23 protein-coding genes are annotated in these 20,094 nt (G+C 66.0%); 4 read left to right on the top strand and 19 right to left on the bottom strand.

The features are described 5' to 3' along the window. Window positions 1–47 precede the first annotated feature (47 nt). Window positions 48–983 carry a LysR family transcriptional regulator gene (locus tag VSX77_RS04605; protein ID WP_338426484.1) on the top strand — a complete coding sequence of 312 codons (936 nt, stop codon included), beginning with the start codon at window positions 48–50 and terminating at the stop codon, window positions 981–983. Window positions 984–1,178: 195 nt separating this feature from the next. Next, window positions 1,179–1,886 (top strand): response regulator transcription factor CtrA, encoded by a 708-nt coding sequence (gene ctrA, locus VSX77_RS04600; protein ID WP_037557325.1) that lies wholly within the window; start codon window positions 1,179–1,181, stop codon window positions 1,884–1,886. Window positions 1,887–2,240: 354 nt separating this feature from the next. On the opposite strand, the gene rplQ is transcribed toward ctrA, so the two are convergent. The 18 genes from rplQ to VSX77_RS04510 all read right to left on the bottom strand — a co-directional run bounded on the left by rplQ (window position 2,241) and on the right by VSX77_RS04510 (window position 16,200). Next, entirely contained in the window at window positions 2,241–2,660 is a 420-nt protein-coding gene (rplQ, locus tag VSX77_RS04595) for a 50S ribosomal protein L17 (RefSeq protein ID WP_338426483.1), read from the bottom strand. Between the two features lie 163 nt (window positions 2,661–2,823). Continuing rightward, window positions 2,824–3,882 carry a DNA-directed RNA polymerase subunit alpha gene (locus VSX77_RS04590; protein ID WP_338426482.1) on the bottom strand — a complete coding sequence of 353 codons (1,059 nt, stop codon included), beginning with the start codon at window positions 3,880–3,882 and terminating at the stop codon, window positions 2,824–2,826. A 104-nt stretch (window positions 3,883–3,986) separates the two neighbouring features. After that, window positions 3,987–4,376, bottom strand: a complete 390-nt coding sequence (rpsK, locus tag VSX77_RS04585) for a 30S ribosomal protein S11 (protein WP_003040416.1) — start codon at window positions 4,374–4,376, stop codon at window positions 3,987–3,989. Between the two features lie 76 nt (window positions 4,377–4,452). Next, window positions 4,453–4,821, bottom strand: a complete 369-nt coding sequence (gene rpsM / locus VSX77_RS04580; RefSeq protein ID WP_338426481.1) for a 30S ribosomal protein S13 — start codon at window positions 4,819–4,821, stop codon at window positions 4,453–4,455. 607 nt (window positions 4,822–5,428) lie between these two features. Then, window positions 5,429–6,220 carry an inositol monophosphatase family protein gene (locus VSX77_RS04575; protein WP_338426480.1) on the bottom strand — a complete coding sequence of 264 codons (792 nt, stop codon included), beginning with the start codon at window positions 6,218–6,220 and terminating at the stop codon, window positions 5,429–5,431. Window positions 6,221–6,226: 6 nt separating this feature from the next. Then, entirely contained in the window at window positions 6,227–7,570 is a 1,344-nt protein-coding gene (locus VSX77_RS04570) for a TldD/PmbA family protein (RefSeq protein ID WP_338426479.1), read from the bottom strand. A gap of 95 nt (window positions 7,571–7,665) precedes the next feature. Continuing rightward, complete coding sequence (locus tag VSX77_RS04565; protein ID WP_338426478.1) at window positions 7,666–8,055, bottom strand: hypothetical protein; 390 nt, start codon at window positions 8,053–8,055, stop codon at window positions 7,666–7,668. Window positions 8,056–8,270: 215 nt separating this feature from the next. Beyond that, window positions 8,271–8,876, bottom strand: a complete 606-nt coding sequence (locus VSX77_RS04560; RefSeq protein WP_338426477.1) for a hypothetical protein — start codon at window positions 8,874–8,876, stop codon at window positions 8,271–8,273. A 77-nt stretch (window positions 8,877–8,953) separates the two neighbouring features. Then, a complete protein-coding gene (locus VSX77_RS04555; RefSeq protein WP_338426476.1) occupies window positions 8,954–9,481 on the bottom strand; it encodes a demethoxyubiquinone hydroxylase family protein in 528 nt (175 codons plus the stop codon). Beyond that, entirely contained in the window at window positions 9,478–9,957 is a 480-nt protein-coding gene (locus VSX77_RS04550) for a disulfide bond formation protein B (RefSeq protein ID WP_338426475.1), read from the bottom strand. Before VSX77_RS04550 ends, VSX77_RS04555 begins: the two co-directional genes overlap by 4 nt. Window positions 9,958–10,072: 115 nt before the next feature. Next, complete coding sequence (locus VSX77_RS04545) at window positions 10,073–11,353, bottom strand: S41 family peptidase (protein WP_338427214.1); 1,281 nt, start codon at window positions 11,351–11,353, stop codon at window positions 10,073–10,075. Between the two features lie 253 nt (window positions 11,354–11,606). Then, a complete protein-coding gene (locus VSX77_RS04540) occupies window positions 11,607–12,824 on the bottom strand; it encodes a murein hydrolase activator EnvC family protein (RefSeq protein ID WP_338426474.1) in 1,218 nt (405 codons plus the stop codon). Continuing rightward, on the bottom strand, window positions 12,821–13,249 hold the full coding sequence (locus tag VSX77_RS04535) for a 23S rRNA (pseudouridine(1915)-N(3))-methyltransferase RlmH (protein ID WP_338426473.1): 429 nt from the start codon (window positions 13,247–13,249) through the stop codon (window positions 12,821–12,823). Before VSX77_RS04535 ends, VSX77_RS04540 begins: the two co-directional genes overlap by 4 nt. A 33-nt stretch (window positions 13,250–13,282) precedes the next feature. Then, complete coding sequence (gene rsfS, locus VSX77_RS04530; RefSeq protein ID WP_422397283.1) at window positions 13,283–13,714, bottom strand: ribosome silencing factor; 432 nt, start codon at window positions 13,712–13,714, stop codon at window positions 13,283–13,285. After that, the gene (locus VSX77_RS04525) at window positions 13,678–14,331 is read right to left on the bottom strand and encodes a nicotinate-nucleotide adenylyltransferase (protein ID WP_338426471.1); all 654 of its coding nucleotides are present in this window, start codon (window positions 14,329–14,331) and stop codon (window positions 13,678–13,680) included. Before VSX77_RS04525 ends, rsfS begins: the two co-directional genes overlap by 37 nt. Then, entirely contained in the window at window positions 14,328–14,618 is a 291-nt protein-coding gene (locus VSX77_RS04520) for a type II toxin-antitoxin system RelE/ParE family toxin (RefSeq protein WP_338426470.1), read from the bottom strand. The genes VSX77_RS04525 and VSX77_RS04520 overlap by 4 nt, the downstream gene beginning before the upstream one ends. A 2-nt stretch (window positions 14,619–14,620) precedes the next feature. After that, window positions 14,621–14,881 (bottom strand): CopG family ribbon-helix-helix protein, encoded by a 261-nt coding sequence (locus VSX77_RS04515; RefSeq protein WP_338426469.1) that lies wholly within the window; start codon window positions 14,879–14,881, stop codon window positions 14,621–14,623. Between the two features lie 32 nt (window positions 14,882–14,913). Next, window positions 14,914–16,200, bottom strand: a complete 1,287-nt coding sequence (locus VSX77_RS04510; protein ID WP_338426468.1) for a glutamate-5-semialdehyde dehydrogenase — start codon at window positions 16,198–16,200, stop codon at window positions 14,914–14,916. A gap of 77 nt (window positions 16,201–16,277) precedes the next feature. On the opposite strand from VSX77_RS04510, the gene VSX77_RS04505 reads away from it, so the two are divergent. Continuing rightward, window positions 16,278–17,414 carry a DUF3667 domain-containing protein gene (locus tag VSX77_RS04505; RefSeq protein WP_338426467.1) on the top strand — a complete coding sequence of 379 codons (1,137 nt, stop codon included), beginning with the start codon at window positions 16,278–16,280 and terminating at the stop codon, window positions 17,412–17,414. A gap of 82 nt (window positions 17,415–17,496) precedes the next feature. Then, a complete protein-coding gene (locus VSX77_RS04500; protein WP_338426466.1) occupies window positions 17,497–19,128 on the top strand; it encodes an alkaline phosphatase D family protein in 1,632 nt (543 codons plus the stop codon). On the opposite strand, the gene VSX77_RS04495 is transcribed toward VSX77_RS04500, so the two are convergent. Then, the gene (locus VSX77_RS04495; protein ID WP_338426465.1) at window positions 19,113–20,015 is read right to left on the bottom strand and encodes a hypothetical protein; all 903 of its coding nucleotides are present in this window, start codon (window positions 20,013–20,015) and stop codon (window positions 19,113–19,115) included. The genes VSX77_RS04500 and VSX77_RS04495 overlap by 16 nt on opposite strands. Window positions 20,016–20,094 lie beyond the last annotated feature (79 nt).

Below are 20,094 nucleotides of genomic sequence, written 5' to 3'. Positions count from 1 at the left end.
CGTTCGGGGCTCCTCGCAATGACGAACAAGTGGGTAGGAGATAGTTGTTGGCGCTTCCCGATTATGAAGGCTGGGCCTGCTTCGTCGCCGTCGCCGACGGCGGCAGCTTCACCGCCGCCGCTGCCGCGCTCGGCCTTTCGAAAGCGAGCGTGTCGAAGGCCGTGACGCGGCTCGAAACTGCGCTCGGCATCACCTTGCTCCACCGCAGCTCGCGCGTCGTCGCAGTGTCGACCGTGGGTGCGGGATTGCTCGAGGATGCGCGCGCGATGGTCGCGGCGGCGACCGCGGCGACCGAGGCAGCGCGGGGCGACCGGAACGACCTTGCCGGCCCGATCCGTCTTGCGGCGCCGATGAGTTTCGGGATCAAGGTGCTGGGCCCTGTACTCGCGGCCTTTCTCGATCGCCACCCCGCGGTCGAGATCGACCTGCTGCTCAGCGACGCGCGCAACGATCCGATTGCCGAGGGCATCGATCTTACGCTGCGCATCGCGCCGCTCGCCGATTCCAGCCTGCTCGCCCGCACCATCACGCCCGTCGCGGCGTCGGTGATTGCCAGCCCCGCCTATCTGGAGAAACATGGCACGCCCCGGCATCCGCTCGACCTCGCGCGCCATCGTCTCATCGGTTATGGTCACCGCCAGCGCGCGATGCCGCTCCATTTCTCGCGCAAGGGAGAAGAGGCGACCGTGCTCCCGACAGGCCCGCTGTTTACGAACAATGGCGATGTGATGGTGCCGATGATCGTCGCGGGCGGCGGTATTGCGGTGCTGCCCGATTTCATCGCGGCCGACGAACTTGCCGCTGGAACGGTGGTGCCCATCCTGACCGAATGGTCGCTGCCGCAATCGCACCTGCACCTTCTTTCGCCGCCCTCGCGGCTGCGTCCGGCGCGCGTTCGCGCCTTTTCGGACCATCTCGTCGATACGCTCAAACTGTCGTGCAGCGGTGCCAACGAGCACTATGCGACGCTCCACAAGGAGTGAAAGCGCGGCGGGCGACTGTTGCAAATAAGGCGCGACTCGTGGATTCCTGCGGGTTAAATCAAAATTAACCTTTTCCCTTCATTGCTTTCATGGTTAATGTTCCGGCAGTCCTGCAACGGGGGTTGGTCGGTGACATCCTTGATGGTCATGCGATCGGTTCGCGGGATCATCGTGGAAACAGTCAAGGGGTGCCCAATGCGCGTACTGCTGATCGAGGACGAGCCGACGACCGCGAAAGCGATCGACACGATGCTCACGACCGAAGGCTTCAACGTCTATACGACCGATCTGGGCGAAGAGGGCCTCGATCTGGGCAAGCTCTATGATTACGACATCATTCTGCTCGACCTGAACCTGCCCGACATGCACGGTTATGACGTGCTGAAAAAGCTGCGCACCGCCAAGGTGCAGACGCCGGTGCTGATCCTGTCGGGCATTTCGGAAATGGACAGCAAGGTGCGCTCGTTCGGCTTCGGCGCCGACGATTATGTCACCAAGCCGTTCCACCGCGACGAGCTGGTCGCTCGCATCCATGCGGTTGTCCGCCGGTCGAAGGGGCACAGCCAGAGCGTCATCAAGACGGGCAAGCTTGCGGTCAATCTCGACACCAAGACGGTCGAGGTCGACAGCATCCGCGTGCATCTGACCGGCAAGGAATATCAGATGCTCGAGCTGTTGAGCCTGCGCAAGGGCACGACGCTCACCAAGGAAATGTTCCTGAACCACCTTTATGGCGGGATGGACGAACCCGAATTGAAGATCATCGACGTTTTCATCTGCAAGCTCCGCAAGAAGCTTGCGCTCGCCTGCGGTGGCGAAAATTATATCGAAACGGTCTGGGGCCGCGGTTATGTCCTTCGTGACATCGACGACGAAGGCAATGAGGTGCGCCGCGTCGCTTGACGCGCCGCGCATCGCACACATAAGTTAACCGAGGGAAGCCGGCGCGGAGCAATCCGCGCCGGTTTTCCTTTTTTTGGGCGCGGTGGCAGTCCGGTAACGACCGATTTCGCACATAAAATCCTCCCTGCCGCGAAGCGGTGGGGAGGGGGACCGCGCCCGAAGGGCGTGGTGGAGGGGCGGCAACGGTTGCGCTAAAGCCCCTCCGTCAGCGCTTCGCGCTGCCACCTCCCCATGGCTGCGCCACAGGGAGGATTTAAGGTCCGCTCACCACCCCAAAGCCGCCGGCTGCACCAAAGAAAAAGGGCGGCCGTCCCATTGGACGCCGCCCTTGTTCCTGTATTCCGGAAGCGCGGCTTACGCGTCTTCCAGTTCCTCGTCGGTCATGACGGGGCCCGAATCCTGGCCCTTGGCATCGACGTCGCGATCGACGAATTCGATGATCGCGATCGGCGCGGCGTCCGATGCGCGGATGCCGGCCTTGATGACGCGCGTATAGCCGCCGTTGCGGTCCTTGTAGCGGTCGGCGAGCACGTCGAACAGCTTGGTGAGCTGGGCGTCGTCCATCAGGCGGCTCATCGCGAGGCGGCGGTTGGCAAGGCCTCCGCGCTTCGCCAGCGTGACGAGCTTTTCGACGTAGGGACGCAGTTCCTTCGCCTTGGCGACGGTCGTCGTGATCTGCTCATGCTTGATGAGCGAGGCCGACATGTTGCGGAACATCGCCGTGCGGTGCGCGCTCGTGCGCTGCAGCTTCCGGCCACCCGATTTATGACGCATGATTTCTTCCTTCGTTTGTCAGAGGGGCCGTGTGAGGTACCCCAAGCCAGGTCGATTGCGGGCCGACCCATTCCCTGCCCCGTCGCCCCCGCGAACGCGGGGGCCGCTGGAGGCATAGCGCAAGGCAAGCAGGCGGCCCCCGCCTTCGCGGGGACGACGTGCCTTAACCCAGCAGCTCTTGTTCGAGCTTCTTGGCCATTTCCTCGATATTCTCGGGCGGCCAGCCGGGGATGTCCATGCCGAGGCGCAGACCCATCGACGACAGTACTTCCTTAATTTCGTTCAGGGACTTGCGGCCGAAGTTCGGCGTGCGGAGCATTTCGGCTTCGGTCTTCTGAACGAGGTCACCGATATAGATGATATTGTCGTTCTTCAGGCAGTTGGCCGAACGGACGGACAGTTCGAGCTCATCGACCTTCTTCAGGAGGAAGCGGTTGAGCTGGTTGACGTCCGATTCGTCGGCGGTCGTCGAGGGCGCTGCCATGCCGATCAGGCCGCCGTCGTTCATCGCTTCTTCGAAGTGGACAAAGACCTGGAGCTGGTCCTGGAGGATGCGCGCGGCGTAAGCGACGGCGTCTTCCGGGGTGACCGTGCCGTCGGTTTCGACGGTCAGGTTCAGCTTGTCATAGTCCAGTTCCTGCCCGATGCGGGCATTGTCGACCTTGTAGGCGACCTGACGCACGGGCGAATAGAGCGAGTCGACCGGGATCAGGCCGATGGGCGCATCGGCCGGACGGTTGGCGGTCGCGGGGACATAACCCTTGCCGGTGTCGGCGACGAGTTCCATGTTCAGCGTCGCACCGTCGTCGAGGTGGCAGATGACATGGTTCGGGTTCATCACCTTGATGTCGCCCGACACCATGATGTCGCCGGCCTTGACGGTCGCGGGGCCGGTCGCCGAAAGCTGGAGCCGCTTCGGACCTTCGCCTTCCATCTTGAGCGCGATCTGCTTGACGTTGAGGACGATGTCGGTGACATCTTCGCGCACGCCCGCAAGGCTGCTGAACTCATGCAGCACATTTTCGATCTTGATCGACGTGATCGCCGCACCCTGGAGCGACGAGAGCAGCACGCGGCGCAGCGCGTTGCCCAGCGTCAGGCCGAAACCGCGCTCGAGCGGTTCGGCGACGAAGGTCGCCTTGCGCTTGCCGTCGCCGCCGGCCTTGATTTCCAGGTTGCTGGGCTTCTTCAATTCCTGCCAGTTCCGGATATTGACAGTCATGGATTTCCCTTTGCTTTGGGCGGGACGGATGGGGGGTCGGCCATCGGTCCAGCGAGGATATGGTGCGGGCGGCGCCCCGGTGTTGGGGCGCGCCCGGAAAGACGTCAGACGCGGCGGCGCTTGGCCGGGCGGACGCCGTTGTGCGGGATCGGCGTCACGTCGCGGATCGACGTGATGTGGAAACCGACGGCCTGCAGCGCGCGCAGCGCCGATTCACGGCCCGCGCCGGGGCCCTTGACTTCGACTTCCAGCGTGCGGACGCCGTGTTCGGCGGCCTTCTTGCCCGCGTCTTCGGCGCAGACCTGCGCCGCATAGGGGGTCGACTTGCGGCTGCCCTTGAAGCCCATCATGCCGGCGCTCGACCAGGCAATGGCATTGCCCTGGGCGTCGGTGATGGTGATCATCGTGTTGTTGAAGGTCGCGTTGACGTGGGCCACACCCGACGAGATATTCTTGCGTTCGCGCCGACGAAGGCGCTGTGGTTCACGAGCCATGATGAAATCCTAACCTAAATCCGTAGTGCAGCCAGGGCGCAGCCATAAGGGCGGCCACCGGCGCGGGAAAACCGACTTACTTCTTCTTGCCGGCGATCGGCTTGGCCTTGCCCTTGCGGGTGCGCGCATTGGTGTGCGTGCGCTGGCCGCGAACCGGCAGGCCCTTGCGATGGCGCAGGCCGCGATAGCAGGCGAGGTCCATCAGGCGCTTGATGTTCATCGCCGTGTTGCGGCGAAGGTCGCCCTCGACCGTCAGGTCGGCGTCGATCGTCTCGCGGATCTGCAGGACTTCGGCGTCCGAAAGGTCCTGAACGCGGCGCTGGTGGTCGATGCCCAGCTTGTCGGCGATGTCGACGGCGGTCTTGCGGCCGATCCCGTGGATATAGGTGAGCGCGATGATCACGCGCTTGTTGGTGGGCAGGTTGACGCCCGCGATACGTGCCATGTGATTCTTTCTCCTGCTCCACAGGGCGCGCTGGCAAACGTCCCCATCTCAAAGCGTCTGTTTTCCAACGCAAAAAACGGACCACGAACGCGCCGTTGCGCTTCGCCGTCCGGTCATGCTGTCGGAATGGCTGCGCAACTAGGCTGAGTCGCCCGGAAAGTCAAGCGAAGCGCTGTCATTTGCGGCGACGCGCCTGAGCGCCACAGATGCTGCCTCGCCGACATTGCCCAGCCGGAGATCGCCGCGCCCGCCTTAAAGAGACAAAAGATACGCATGGTCGCGTCCAGACTGTCTCCTTTGTCGCTTTTAGACGGTTCGGGCACGGTCCATGAGCGGAGATGCCAGCCTTCGACCGAATAGGAAAGTGCATATTCTTCTCTTCGGCGGATACGCGTGCCGGGATGCCAGATGGCTGGAAGCGACCAATTGCGGCCAAAAAGCTCCTCCCTGTGGCGAAGCCATGGGGAGGTGGCAGCGCGAAGCGCTGACGGAGGGGCTTTGGCGCCGACGTTTCAGCCCCTCCACCACCGCTTCGCGGCGGTCCCCCTCCCCATGGCCTGCGGCCACAGGGAGGATAGTATGCCCGCTAACCACTCCAAAACCGCCCTCACCGCGGCGCCGTCAATTCCTCTGCCCGCCCGGCCAGACGGCCGACGACCGCGCGGTGGATGCCCGGCGCACAGGCGATGACGCCGAAGGCCTGCGCGCGCGGGGTGTTGAAGACGAGCCGCTCGCCAAAGGCATCGCTCACGGTCGCGCCTGCTTCGCTCGCGATCAAGGCGGCGGCGGCGACGTCCCATTCGAAGCCCCAGCGCAGCGTCGCGACGAGGTCGGCGCGGTCGTCGGCGACGAGCGCCATGCGCAGCGCGATGCTGTTCGGCTTGGTCACCATGATGAGGTCGCGGTCGATTTTGGGCAGGCTGTCGGCAGGCACGCGCGCGCCGTCGAAGATCATGCGGCGGCTGGCGCGCAGTGCGTCGCCGTTGAGCGTCGCCCCCTTGCCCTTTTGCGCGACCCACAATTCGTCGAGCGCGGGGGCATAAAGCACGCCGAGTTCGGGCTGGCCATCGACGATCAGCGCGACCGACACGCACCAGCCGGGGCGGCCGCGGATGAAATCGCGCGTCCCGTCGATGGGATCGACGCACCACATGGCGCGGCACGCCAGCCGGTCTTCATTATCGGCTGTCTCTTCGGAAAGCCAGCCCGCTTCGGGCACCATCGCCCCCAGCACCGCCTTCAGCCGTGCGTCGACCGCGAGGTCGACATCGCACACCGGATTGTCGTGCGATTTGTGCCAGACATCGACCGGCCGCCCTTCGCCGCGCCAGCGCGCCATCGCCATGTCGCCGACCTCGCGGGTCGCGGCGATCACGGCTTCGAGATTGCGGCCAGGCATCGGGCTTCAGCTCGACGCGACGGTCATGCCGTCGATGCGCAGCGTCGGGGCATTGGTGGCATGGCGGAACTGGAGGTCGTTTGCCGGAATCAGCGCGGCGAACATGTCGATCAGATTGCCCGCCACCGTGAATTCGGCGATCGGCTCGGCAATCGCGCCGTCGCGGATCAGGAAGCCGGACGCGCCGCGGCTGTAGTCGCCCGTCACGGGGTTGACGCCGTGGCCGATCAGCTCGGTGACATAAATACCCTCGGCGACACCGGCCATCAGCTCGGCCGGGCTCTGCGTTCCGGCAGCGAGATGCAAGTTGCTCGCCGCGACGCCCGATGCGCCGCCGCCGCGGCTCGCGTGGCCGGTCGGCGTCAGGCCAAGCTGGCGTGCCGAGGCAGTGTCGAGCAGCCAGCCGGTGATCCGCCCGCCCGCAACGATGTCGCGCGCCGCGGTCGGCAGTCCTTCGCCATCGAAAGCGCGGCTGCGCAGGCCGCGCAAGCGGTGCGGTTCGTCGCGCACGATAATGCTGCTGTCGAACAGTGCCCGATCCTCCTTGCCGAGCAGGAAGCTCGTCCCGCGCGCGATCGCGGGTCCGGCGATTGCGGCGAGCAGATGACCGACGATCCCGCCACTGACGCGCGGATCGAGGAATACGGGCAGCTTGCCGTTCGGCGCCTTGCCGGGGTTCAGCCGCGCGACGGCGCGCGCCCCCGCGCGCGCACCGATGGCGGCGGTGCTTTCGAGGTCGGTCAGGTGGTGGGCGCTGTGCCACGCATAGTCGCGCTGCATCGCCGCGCCTTCGCCCGCGATCACGCTTGCCGACAGGCTGTGGCCGCTCGATCCATAGCCGCCGGCAAAGCCGTGGCTGGTTGCGAGGGCAAAGCGCGTGCGGCTGTGGCTCGCGCTGCCGCCTTCGCTGTTCGTCACGCCCGCGACGGCGCGCGCGGCGTCCTCGACGGCGAGCGCAGCTTCGCGCAGCGCCGCGGGGTCGGCCTCGCTCTGATCGTCGAGGTCGAGGTCGGGCACCGCCCCCTTGAACAGCAAATCCTCAGGTGCGAGGCCCGCATAGGGATCCTCGGGCGCTTCGCACGCCATCGCGACGCAGCGTTCGACCAGCTTGGCGAGTTCGCCCGCGTCCATGTCGGCGGTCGAAACGCTCGCGCTGCGCTGCCCGACGAAGACGCGCAGCGAAATATCCTGCCCCTCCGACCGCTCGACATCCTCAAGCGCGCCGAGGCGCATCGTCACCGACGTCGCGGCGTTGCAATAATAGAGCGCGTCGGCGGCGTCGGCGCCCGCCTTGGTCGCGGCGACGCACAGCATTTGTGCGCGGTCGAGGGCTTCGGAAACGGAGAGCATGGCCGCGCTCTATACGGCGCGCGCGCGGGGGTCAAAAAAAGTCTTTAGCCAGCATCGTGCGGATCGCGTCCGCAACGGCGAAGACGCGCGTGAATTCAGCCCGCGACCGCGGCGACCGCAGCCATCGCACCGCTGATCCACAGGAAGGGCAGGGTCAGCGCGGCGATCCACAGGCGGCGGACGTCGCGGCGGAACCGGGCATGGAGCCCCCAGCTTGCGAGCGCCTGACGGCTGAGATGATACCAGCGGCGTTCGGTCGAGCGCGCGACCGGAACCGCAAGGGCAAGCAGCATGACCAGCGCGACGACGATGAAGGCCGAGGGTGCCCCCGCGGCGACCGCACTCGTCACGAGCCATATCTGAATTGCAGCGAAAGCGAGGAGAGCGGCGGCGGCGTGCCAGGTCATTCGGCGACCGAGGCTGCGTGCCGGTGGAACGCTTGCAGTCGCGCGGCGCCAGAGGCGCGGTCCGTAAGTCGATGCCATGTTGTCAGCCTCCCCGGCCGGCGATTCCCAGAAACGCCACGATTTGCCCCAAAAATTCCCAAGTCAAGACAGCTTGGCATCGATTCGTTAAATTTTTCCCTCAATTCGACGCGAAAACGGAACCAAACTGCGCCAAAGCGCAGATAATACTGCCAGATTAGCAGCATAAGTGGTTTCCAGCGAGTCAGGAAGGCGCGAGCGCGCCTGGCGCGGCGTCAGCCTTGCGGCGGCGTCGGCAGGGGTTCGGCGTCGGCTTCGTCCGGGGCCGACTGCATCGGCGCCTCACCGTTGGCCTGGCGTTCCAGTTCTTCGGCCGCCCGCTGGCGCTCGGCGAGCGCCCGTTCCTCGGCGACGACAGCAGCCTCGACCTGATCGGCGGCGGCGTCGATGCCGGCGAGGCGCTTGGCGCGTTCGTCCGCGATCATCGCCTGCCAGTCGGTCTTGTCTGCGGCCTGGCGTTCGGCCTTGGCGCCCGCAAGCAGCGCCTGCGTGCAGCCGGTGAAGCCGCCGAGGCCGACCGGCGAACAGCTGTCGGTGCCGAAGCGGCCGACGCGCTCAAGCGCGATGACCTTGTTCGCCCATGCTTCGTTGCGCACATCGAGCGGGTTGCCGCGCAGCATCGGCGGCACGCGATAGCGCTCGCTTTCGGGCAGGCGGTTACACACGACGATTTCGTCGGGGCTCGACTGCTCGCACTTGTCCTCGCCGTAGACGATGACCTGATTGATTTTTTCGGCGTCGGGCGCGGCTTCCTGCGCCGCGGCGGGCATGACGGCAGCGCCCCCGGCGAGGATCAGCGCGAAAAGAGCGGGGCGGGTCATCGGATCATCCTTTATCAACTAAGCGCGGCTTGGCATTGCAACCCTGCATCGGCCATGAACGACGCCGGTTTCCTGTATCAGATACGTTTCGACAGCGCGATGGCTGCACGGCATCCGGCGCGGATCGCCAGGCTGAGGAGCGGATAGCCGGGCGCGCTCTCCGCTCCCGCCTTGAGCGCCGCATCCATATGCTCCAGCTCTTCGGCGCGGAAATCGGCGACCGCGGCGCTGAGTTCGGGGTCGCTGTCGCCCAGTTCGCCCAGCTGATCCCGGTAATGGCGGTCGATTTCGGTCTCGACCGCGGCGGTGCACGCCATTGCGGCGCGCGGCCCCATCGCGGCGGTCACCGCGCCCAGCGCAAAGCCCGCGACGTTCCAGACGGGCTGGAGCGCGGTTGGACGCACGCCGCGTTTTGCGATCATCGCGTCGAAGAATTTGCGGTGACGCTCTTCCTGTTCGGCCATGTGCGCGATTTCGCGCGCCATCGGATGCCGGTCGCCCATCACCGCGAGCTGGCCGGCATAGATGCGCGTTGCGCCATATTCGCCCGCCTGATCGACGCGGATCATCGATGCGGTGCGCTTGCCGGGCCTGTCCTGTGTCATGCCGCAGATGTGCGCTTGGCGCGCAGCAAGGTCAAGACGAGGATGGCGGCAGCGAAGGAGAAGATCGCGTTGAAACCGGCGAGCGATATGCCGAACAGCGACCATTGCACCGCGTCGCAGCGGACAAGCGGCGCGTTCATGATCGATTCGAGCGTAATCGGCCCGCCCGCGCCGGTTGCACAGGTCGTGAGACCTTCCCAGAAGCCATATTCGACGCCGGCGTGGAAGACGCCGATCGCGCCGCTCACCGCGATCGCGGCGGCGGCGAGCATCGTCAGCGCGCGCATCGCCGCGTCGTTGCGGCGCAGCAGCAGCGCGAGCAGCGCCAGCACGATGGCCGCCTGATGCGGCCACCGCTGCCAGTAACACATTTCGCACGGGTGCAGGCCAAAGCCATATTGCGATACCAGCGCGCCGCCGTAGAGGAACAGCGGCGCCAGGAATGCGACGAGGGGGGCGGCAAGGCGCGATTTCATAAGTCCGACCTTGAAGTCAAACGGTCATCCCGGCGCAGGCCGGGATCTCGCCGTACGATGGTGACGCGCCGGTGATATCCCGGCCTGCGCCGGGATGACGGGAAGAATCATGTTATCAGTTGCGCCGCGCCGGCTTCGCGGCAGGCTTGTTCGCCGCGGCCATGCGCTGCGTCCCCGGACCGATGCGTCCGATCGTCTGCAGCGCATAGTGAAGCTGGAAATCCTCGATCCCCTTGGCTTTCAGCTCGGCGGGGGTCGCGGTGAAGCGCGGGTCGGGTTTTTCGTCCTTTTCGAGCAGGCCATCGTCGACCTTTTTCTCGTTGATCAGGTGACGGCGCAGGTCGCTTTCGCGGAATTTCGGCCGCGACGCATAATCGGGGTCGCTGAGTTGCGGCACCTGGATGTCGGGATCGATCCCGCCTTCCTGCACGCTGCGGCCCGAGGGCGTGTAATAGCGCGCGGTGGTCAGGCGGAGCGCGGTCGCGTCGCTGAGCGGCAAGATCGTCTGCACCGATCCCTTGCCGAAGCTGCGCTCGCCCATAACGATCGCGCGGCGCTGGTCCTGCAGCGCGCCTGCGACGATTTCGGACGCCGACGCCGAGCCCGAGTCGATCAGCACGACGACCGGGGCGCCGCCCGCCAGATCGCCGGGTTCGGCGAAGTAACGTTCGATGTCGCCTTTGCGGCGTCCGCGCTGCGACACGATCTCCCCGCGTTCGAGGAACAGGTCGCTGATCCCGACGGCTTCGTCGAGCAGCCCGCCGGGGTTCGACCGCAGATCAAGTACCCAGCCGCGCGGTTTCTTGCCCAGTGATTTTTCGACCGCCATCATCGCAGCCTTGACGTCGGTCGTGGCATCGACCGAAAAGCTGGTGACGGTGAGCACGCCGACATCGCCGCTGACTTCCCATTTGACGGGTTTCAGGTCGATAATCTCACGCGTCAGCGTCATTTCGATCGGCTTGTCCTGCCCTTCGCGAACGACTGTGATGCCGATCGGCGTGCCAGGCCGTCCGCGCATCTGTTCGACCGCCTCGTCCAGCGTCAGCCCGAAGATCAGCTCCTTGTTGATGTGGGTGATATAATCGCCCGCCTTGATCCCCGCCTTGGCGGCCGGGGTGTCGGCGGTCGGGGCGATAACCTTTACGACGCCGTCCTCCATCGTCACCGAGAGGCCGAGGCCGCCATATTCGCCGTCGGTCTGGGTGCGGAGGTTGGTAAAGCCGCGCGCGTCGAGATAGCCCGAATGCGGGTCGAGGCTGGCGAGCATCCCGTTGATCGCGCCTTCGATCAGTTTCGAATCCTCGACCGGCTCGACATAATTGGACTTCACTTCGAGATAGACGTCCATGAAACGCGCGATTTCTTGCTGCGTCTTCGAATCGACGCTGGCCATCGCCCCGGTTGCGAGCGGCACGAGTGCCAGCGTCGAAAGCGCGGCGGCGCCCTGCCACAGCGCGAAGCGGCGGCGCGGCGAAGCGGACGGGCGGGCGGCGTGCGTGGTCGAGTCGGTCATCACAATCTTTCGCTCAGGCGCAGGAAATGCGCCTTATAATTCCCGGCGCGCCATCCTCCTATGCATTTATGCAATCGTCAAGCACGTCATCCCGATCGGGGACAGCGCGCGAGCGGACAATGAACCGGGGAAATCAGCCGATCATCGCGACAATGTCGACGGGGCGGCCACCGCGACGCAGCTCGACGGTGATGCGGCTGTCGTCCGACCCTGCGCGGCCGAGCGGCGTGCCGGGCCCCACCGTATCGCCGACCCCGACCGACAGCGCGATCATGCCGGTGAGCAACGACACCCAGCCGCCGCCATGGTCGATGATGGCGATCTTGCCATAACCGCGGTAATCGCCGGCAAAGCTGATGCGGCCGGGGGCGGGGGCGACGACCTGGCCGCCCGGCTGCGCCGCGATGGTGATGCCGCGCGACCGCACGCCGCTTTCGTTCACCTCGCCCAGCCCCGCGACGATGCGCCCGACGACGGGCAGGCGGTAGGCGCTGGCGGTGATGCCGGCTTCGGGGGCGGCGGGCGGGGTGGCGGGGCCGACCGGGCCGGCGGCAGGGTTGCGCGGGCGCGGCAGCGGCCCCGCGAGCTGCTCCAGTTCGGCGCGCACCAGCCCATCCGCTTCGAGCGCGTCCATCAGATCGACGATGTCGCGGGCTTTCTCGCCCAGTCCCAGCGCGCGGTCGGCCTCGAGTCGCGCGCTGCTCATCAGTTCGCGCGAACGCAGCCGTCCCTCATTTTCCAGCCGCGTCAGCGCGTCGCGGCGCGCAGCGAGTTGTGCCCGGCTGGCTGCCAGCGCGTCGAGCGCGATCGCCTGTTGCCGCCGCGTGGTGTCGAGCAGCGTCAGTTCGCGGCGCACCCCGACGGTGCGCGCCGCGATCACCGGCATCGCGGCGTCGAGCACCGCACGGGCGTGGACCATGTCGCGGAGCGACCCCGGCTGCGCCAGCACGCTGACCGGTGGCTGGCGGCTCAATTGCTGGAGCGAGGCGGCGAGCTCGAGCAAGGGCTGCTGCTGTTCGGCCAGCCGCGCGCGCTGCGCGGAGAGACGGCGGGTGACCAGCGCGACGCGCGCCTCGCCCGCGCTGATATCGGCTTCGGCCGACTGGATGCGCGCTGCGAGCGCTGCGCTGCGCTTTTGCAGCCGGTCGGCTTCGCTGACCGCGGCGTCGGCCTGTTTTTCGAGCAGCGCGCTGCGCGCCATTGCCGCGGCCGATTGGTCGCGGGCATCGATCAGTTGTGCGCGTTCGCGCGTCGCAATCACCTGCGGATCAAAAATGTCGCTCTGCGCCAGCGCAAATGCGCTGCCCGTCATCAGTGCGGCGACCGCCAATCCGGCCCGCGAGCGTTTCACTGCCGTCCTTCGCGGTGATAGGGATGGCCCGCGACGATGCTGGTGGCGCGCCACAATTGTTCGGCGAGCATCGCGCGCGCCATCAGGTGTGGCCAGGTCGCGCGGCCAAAGGCGATGACCTTGTCGGCGCCCTTGCGCTCATCGGGGGTGAAGCCGTCGGCTGCGCCAAGGCAGAAGCGCGTCTCGCGCACCCCGCCGTCGCGCCAGTGTTCGAGCAGTTTTGCAAATTCGAGCGACGACATTTGTTCGCCGCCCTCGTCGAGGAGGATCGTGCGGCTATTTTCGACCGCGGCGGGAACGCGCCCGCCGGTATCGGGGAGTTCGGAAATCTTCTGCGCCCAGGTCACGCGCTTCATATAGCGCTCGACCAGCTCGGCCTCGGGCCCACGCCCGATGCGCCCGCGCGCGATGATGTGCAGTAACATAAACGTCCGCCTAGCCGGTAGGCGGGACGGACGTCAATTTGCTGCTGCGACCGGCGGCGCGTCGCCGAACGACCACATGCGCTCGAGGTTATAGAAGCTGCGCACCTCGGGGCGGAACAGGTGGACGATGACGTCGCCCGCATCGAGCAGCACCCAATCGGCGTTGGGCAGCCCTTCGACGCGGACGCTGCGGCCCGCTTCCTGCTTGATCCGCTGAGCCAGCTTTTCGGCGATCGCCGAGACGTGGCGCGTCGAGCGGCCGCTCGCGATCACCATATGGTCGGCGATGCTGCTCTTGCCGGCAAGCGGGATCGAAATGGTTTCCTGGGCCTGATCCTCGTCGAGCTGGTGGAGGATCAACGCGTGGAGCGCGTCCACGCTGTCATTGGCAGGAGCGGCGCCCGGCGCGGCCCCCTGGGTGGCGGAGATCAAATGCGTCCTTTCTTGGTCGGTTCCGCCAGCCATGAACGCGTGATCGGGTCGCGCAGCGCGCGGCCTTCATAGCGTTCGAACCAGCGGGGGTTGGCCTGCCGTATCGCAGTCGCGGATCGCACATCGGGCGAAAATCGCAAGAACACGAGGGCGGGCGGTCTCCAGTCTGTCCAATGCTTCTTCTGGTCTGCGGGCCGGACAAATCGCCGCAGCCATCCCATCGCACGTCTTGCATGGGCGCGGTCATTATAGCCCGGACGCGCGATAACCGCAATCGGCATCAATCGTGCAATTCCCCGCCAGTCGCGCCATTGGGGCAGCTGGACCAGATTGTCGGCGCCCATGATCCAGATGAACTGCCGGTCGGGATAGCGGCGGACGAGTTTTTTAAGCGTGTCGATCGTGTAGCGGGTGCCGAGTTCGGCCTCGATTCCCGTCGCACGGATCGGTGCGCGCTGCGCTATCCGCCGCGCCGAGGCGAGCCGCGCGGGCAGGGGAGCCATGCCTGCCCGAGGCTTTAAGGGATTGCCCGGCGAAACCAGCCACCACAGCTCATCGAGATCCAGCGCTTCGATCGCGTTCAGGCTGATCGCGCGATGCCCGCCATGCGCAGGGTTAAAGCTGCCGCCGAGAAGGCCGGTGGGGATCATGGCATCGGTCGCCAATCCTCGCGAACGTGGCGGACCCTGACGATTCTGACCGCAGCCTTTTCAATGCGATAGAAAAGAAGGAAGGGCGAATTTTCCACCCGCCATTTGCGGTAGGACGTCCCGGTCACGATCGGTCCAGCGAAAGGGTTTTCGACCAGAAAATGCGCCGCAGCGACGGCGTTTCTGGCGATCCTGTTTGCGAACTCCAGATCCAGGCCGCAGTAATAATCGTCAATGCGCGCCAGGTCGATCCGTGCGCTGGTTGTCCAGATGATCGCCGGTGACACGTTTAGGACGATAGCGCGCTTCGTCTTGCGATCCGCTCCTCAATCCACGCTTCCATATCTTCTTGCGTGTGAACACGTCCGGCCGCGATATCGTCTTCGCCAGCCTTGATGAATGCCAGGAATTCGGTTTCCCGTTCGACATATTCGCGCACGGCCTGCGCTACCAGCCAGGACCGCGACCGGTCATATTGTTCGGCGAGCTGATCTAGACCATTTAAAATCCCCGCATCGATCCTGGCAGAAATAGGTGAAGTTGCATCCATGAACGAAAGTATATCACTTGTATACAAATGATTCAAGGTCGCGTCTGACCGCTCCCGCGCACGAGCCACTTATACGTCGTCAACCCTTCGAGCGCGACCGGCCCGCGCGCGTGCAGCCGCCCCGTTGCGATGCCGATTTCGGCACCGAGGCCGAATTCGCCGCCGTCGGCGAACTGCGTCGAGGCATTATGCATCACGATCGCGCTGTCGACGCCCGTGAGGAAACGCTCGGCGATGGCCGCATCCTCGGTGACGATCGCGTCGGTGTGGCGGCTCGAATGCGCGTCGATGTGCGCGAGCGCGCCTTCGACGCCGTCGACCATGGCGATCGAGACGATCGCGTCGAGATATTCGGTGTCCCAGTCGGTCGCCGATGCCGCATCGACATGGGGGCTGAGCGCCGCGACATCCCGGTCGCCGCGAACTTCACAGCCCGCCGCAATCAGTGCGTCGACAATCGCGAGCGGCGCGCCATAGGCGCGGTCGATCAATATTGTCTCGGTCGCGCCGCAGATGCCGGTGCGCCGCATCTTGGCGTTGACCGCCAGCTCGACAGCCTTCGCAGGATCGGCAGCGCGGTCCACATAGAGGTGATTGATGCCGTCGAGATGTGCGAGCACCGGCACGCGCGCCTCGTCCTGCACGCGCGCGACCAGCCCCTTGCCGCCGCGCGGAATGATGATGTCGATCAGGCCCTGCGCGCGGAGCATTGCCCCGACCGCAGCGCGGTCCTGAGTCGGGACCAGCTGCACCGCATCAGCGGGAAGACCTGCATCGACGAGTCCCGCCGCAAACGCTGCGTGAATGGCGCGGTTTGACTGCGCCGCTTCGCTGCCGCCGCGCAGGATCACGGCATTGCCCGACATCAGCCCGAGCGCGGCGGCGTCGGCAGTGACATTGGGGCGGCTTTCATAGATGATGCCGACGACGCCAAGCGGCACGCGCACGCGGCTCAGTTCCAACCCGTTGGGCCGCGTCGCGCGATCGATCTCGCCGCCTACGGGATCGGGGAGCGCCGCGACCGCGTCGATCGCATCTGCGATCCCCTGAAGGCGCCCCTCGTCGAGCCGCAGCCGATCGAGCATCGCGCCTGACAGACCGTTTGTCCGGCCCGCGGCCATATCCTCTGAATTGGCCGCCAATATCGCCGCCGAGCGCGCGCGGATCGCGGCCGCCGCAGCCTTCAGCGCGGCCGCCTTTTCGGCGGTCGGCGTCTGGGCGAGCCGTTTCGCGGCGGCGCGCGCGCGCGCGCCCATATCGGCGATCAGTGCGGCGGCATCGCCGGGCAGAGGAGGAGCGGTCAGGGCTTCGGCGTTCATGCAGTCGCCCTATCATGTTTCGCCGACCCGCCGAAAGCCCCGTTGCGCGGTTCGGTTCGGGTCATTAGTCAGGGGATATGAGCGGGGACATCGAAGGCATCGGGGCGGCGGTGACCGCGGGACTGGCGGCGCGCGCGGTGGAGTCGGCGCATGGCGGCGCTGCGCATGGCGACGCGCCGCTGCGCTGCCTCAATTGCGGGACCAGCCTCGCCGGGCCGCATTGCCACCATTGCGGGCAGCGCGCCGACGTTCACCGCAGCTTCGGCGCGATCGGGCACGATCTGGTTCACGCGATTTTCCATTTCGAAGGCAAGATCTGGAACACGCTGCCGCTGCTGGCATGGCGGCCGGGCGACCTCACGCGCCGCTATATCCACGGCGAGCGCGCACGTTTCATCTCGCCGCTTGCGCTGTTCCTGTTCGCGGTTTTCCTGACCTATGCGGTGCTTGCGATGGTTGGCAGCGGGGGCGAATTCGGCACCGCGCTGAGCAAGGCGGCGGACGAGCAGACGCGCATCACGGCGATCAAGGACAGCCTCCAGCTGGAGGTCGACCGCGTCGACAGCGAGCTCGCAAAGCCTGATCTTGCGGATGCGCGGCGCCGCGCGCTCGAAGAGGAACGCGATGTCCTTCAGCAAAGCGCCACCTATCTCGGCGTTGCGCGCGCGCGCAGCCAGAGCGAACGAACGGCCGATCGTGCCGCGGGGCCGCCCGTGCTCGACGATCCGCGCGACCAGGTGGCAACGAGCTTCGATTTCATGTCGCGCAACAATATCGATACGGGCATTGCGTTCATCGACAATGGCTTCAAAAAGGCGTTCGCGAACCCCGCGCTGGTGCTCTACAAGCTGCAGGCAAACGCCTATAAATTCGCCTGGGCGCTGATCCCGCTGTCGCTGCCCTTCATGTGGCTGCTCTATCCCTTCAGCCGCCGCTTTCACACCTATGACCATTTCGTCTTCGTCACCTATTCGATCTCGTTCATGCTGCTGCTGTTCGTCGCCGTGCGGCTTTTGAACCTGACGATTTTCGGCGACCTCGCGATCTTTTTCGCGATGCTGTACGCGCCGTTCCATATGTATCGCCAACTGCGCGGCGCCTATCGCTCGTCGCGATTCGGCGCCTTCGTGCGCGCCAATCTGCTGCTTTATTTCAGCCTTTTTGCGGTGATTACATTCCTGTTCCTGCTGCTTGCGGTCGGGGTCAGCGGCTGAACTTGCGCGTCGGCGCAAAGCTGCAACAATGCGCGGGCAGAGGCCCGCGGATACCACGCGCGGCAAGCAGGAGAAGGACGCCATGCATCCCCATTGGAGCGCGATCGACCGGCGCCTGTTGATCCAGCTCGGCACCGCGGGGCTCGCCGCGCTGGCGCTGCCCGGGGCGGCGCGTGCGGCGATGGCCCAGGGCTTTACGCACGGCGTCGCGAGCGGCGAACCAAGCGCGCATTCGGTGCTGCTGTGGACGCGCTATGCCGCCGCGAACGATACCGCGCTCACCGCCGAATTGTCCGAAAGCGCCGATTTCGGGCGCATAGCCGGAGGCGGCAGCGTGACGGCGGCGGCCGCGCGCGATCACACCGCGAAAATCACCGTCGACGGACTCGAACCGGGGCGCTGGTATTATTACCGCTTTGTCGCGCCCGATGGCAGCAAGTCGGTGACGGGACGCACGCGCACGCTGCCCGCGGGGCCGACCAGCGCCTTCACGCTCGCGCTTTTTTCCTGCTCGAACCTGCCGTTCGGCTGGTTCAACGCCTATGCCCACGCCGCGGCGCGGCAGGACATCGACCTTGTGGTCCATGCGGGCGACTATCTGTATGAATATCCGGTCGGTAACTATCCGTCGCTCAAGCAGGCGCTGCCGGGCCGCGAGATCCAGCCGACGCACGAGATGGTCAGCCTTGCCGACTATCGGCTCCGCTACGCCTCCTATCGCGCCGATCCCGACCTTCAGCGGCTCCACGCGCTTTTCCCGATGATCGCGCAGTGGGACGATCATGAATTCACCAATGATCCGTGGAAGGGCGGGGCCGAAAACCACAATGCGGGCGAAGGCGAATGGGCCGCACGCGCCGCAGTGGCGGAGCGCGTCTATCGCGAATGGATGCCGGTCGCCGACACGCGCTGGCGCGATTATCAGGTCGGCGACCTCGCGACGATCTTCCTCCCCGAAACGCGCATCAACGGCCGCGACCGGCAGTTCGATATCGGCGAAATCATCGCGGGCGACGGCGACCCGGCGGCGCGCCTCAAGACGTTTGCCGAAACCGCCTATCGAGATCCGGCGCGCCAGATGCTCGGCGCCGAACAGGAAAATTGGCTGTTCGACGGATTTGCGCGATCGACCAAGGCCGGAACGCGCTGGCAGGTTTGCGCGCAGCAGGTTGTGATGGCCAGCCTCTTCACCCCGCCCGAAACGCGCGACTGGTTCGCGGGCGACCAGCCTGACTATGTCCGCCGCCGCGTCGAGGCTGGCCAGCTCGCGGCGAAGGCCGGCCTGCCGCTCAACCTCGACGCGTGGGATGGCTATCCGGCCGCGCGGTCGCGCCTGCTCGCCGCCGCACAGCGCGCCGATGCCGATCTGGTTACGCTTACCGGCGACTCGCACAATGCCTGGGCGTTTGACCTCGAAGCCGATGGCCGCGCAGCAGGCATCGAAATCGCCGGGCAAAGTGTCACCTCGCCGGGGTTCGAAGCCTATATCCCCGGGGTCAGCGACGCGGTGCGCGTTGCGGCGCTCCGCCGCTCGTCGCCGCAGCTCAAATGGGCGAATACGCAGGACCGCGGCTATGTGACCGTGCAATTGACGCGTGAGCGCGTGACCGCGAACTGGCACAATGTCGAAACGATCCGCACCCGCTCGCCCGCGCTGAAGGGCTCACACAGCATGACCGCGACACGCGGGCGCCGTGCTTATGATGCGGCCTGATCGCGGCAGTCGGGCGGCCACGACCGGTCGGGGTTGGTGACAAGATCGATCAGGAATATCTCGCCCGACCGTGCGCCATGGCGCTGGGCAAAGAGCAGCCGGTCGCCCTTGGGCGACAAGAGCGGTCCGACCTGAAACTGGTCGGGATCGGCGGGGATGCGGCCGACCTCGATCCAGCGGTCGCCCTCGCGGCGATAGCGATAGAGGTGCGACCGGTCGCCGCGGTCCGATACGGTGACCATCGTCCGCCCGTCGCGCGAAATCTCCGCTTCATAATCATGGCCCGCGGTGCTGACCGGCGGGCCGACGTTGGCGACGGTCCATTCGCCCGGCCGGACCTCGGTCGCGACATAGATGTCGCCGCCACCCGCGCTGCCCTTCCGGCTTGATCCGAAATAGAGCCGCCCGGCGGCGTCGGTTCGCGGCAGAAGCTCGGCGGCAGGCGAGTTGACGGGTTCGGGCATATGCTGCGGCTCGCCCCACCCGCCATCGTCCGCGCGCTCGACATACCAGATGTCGAAATCCTCCTTTTCGGGGGCATGGCGCGTCGAAATATAATAGAGCCGCTTCCCATCGGGCGTGACGAAGACATCGGCTTCGACGGTCGGCAGCCGCTTTGCAAAGGATGGCGGCGTCGGCGGCCCCCACGCACCTTGGGTGCAGCGCGATTGCATCAGGCGATAGGTGCCGAAATCCTTGTCCGCCGCAAGATAGATCATCGTCCGCCCGTCGGGGGTGAAGGTGGGTGAGGATTCATAGCCGTCGCTGGCGATCGCGGCGGGGGTCCAGAGCGTTGCGGTGCCCGTTGTCGGTGTGTCGGCGACGGCGCTGCATGCGGACAGCGCGGCGGTGCCAAGCAGGGTCGCGGCACGGTCGATAAACATCATGGACTTTTTCTCCGGCAAGACGCTAGCAGGCGCGCGGCTTGTTTTGCCGAGCCGCGGATGCAACGCCAGCGTCCGATGG

This window comes from Sphingopyxis sp. TUF1 (genome assembly GCF_036687315.1).
Lineage (GTDB): Bacteria > Pseudomonadota > Alphaproteobacteria > Sphingomonadales > Sphingomonadaceae > Sphingopyxis > Sphingopyxis kveilinensis.
Note: the sequence above shows the minus strand (reverse complement) of the source record. Positions and strands in the feature narration are given on the sequence as shown.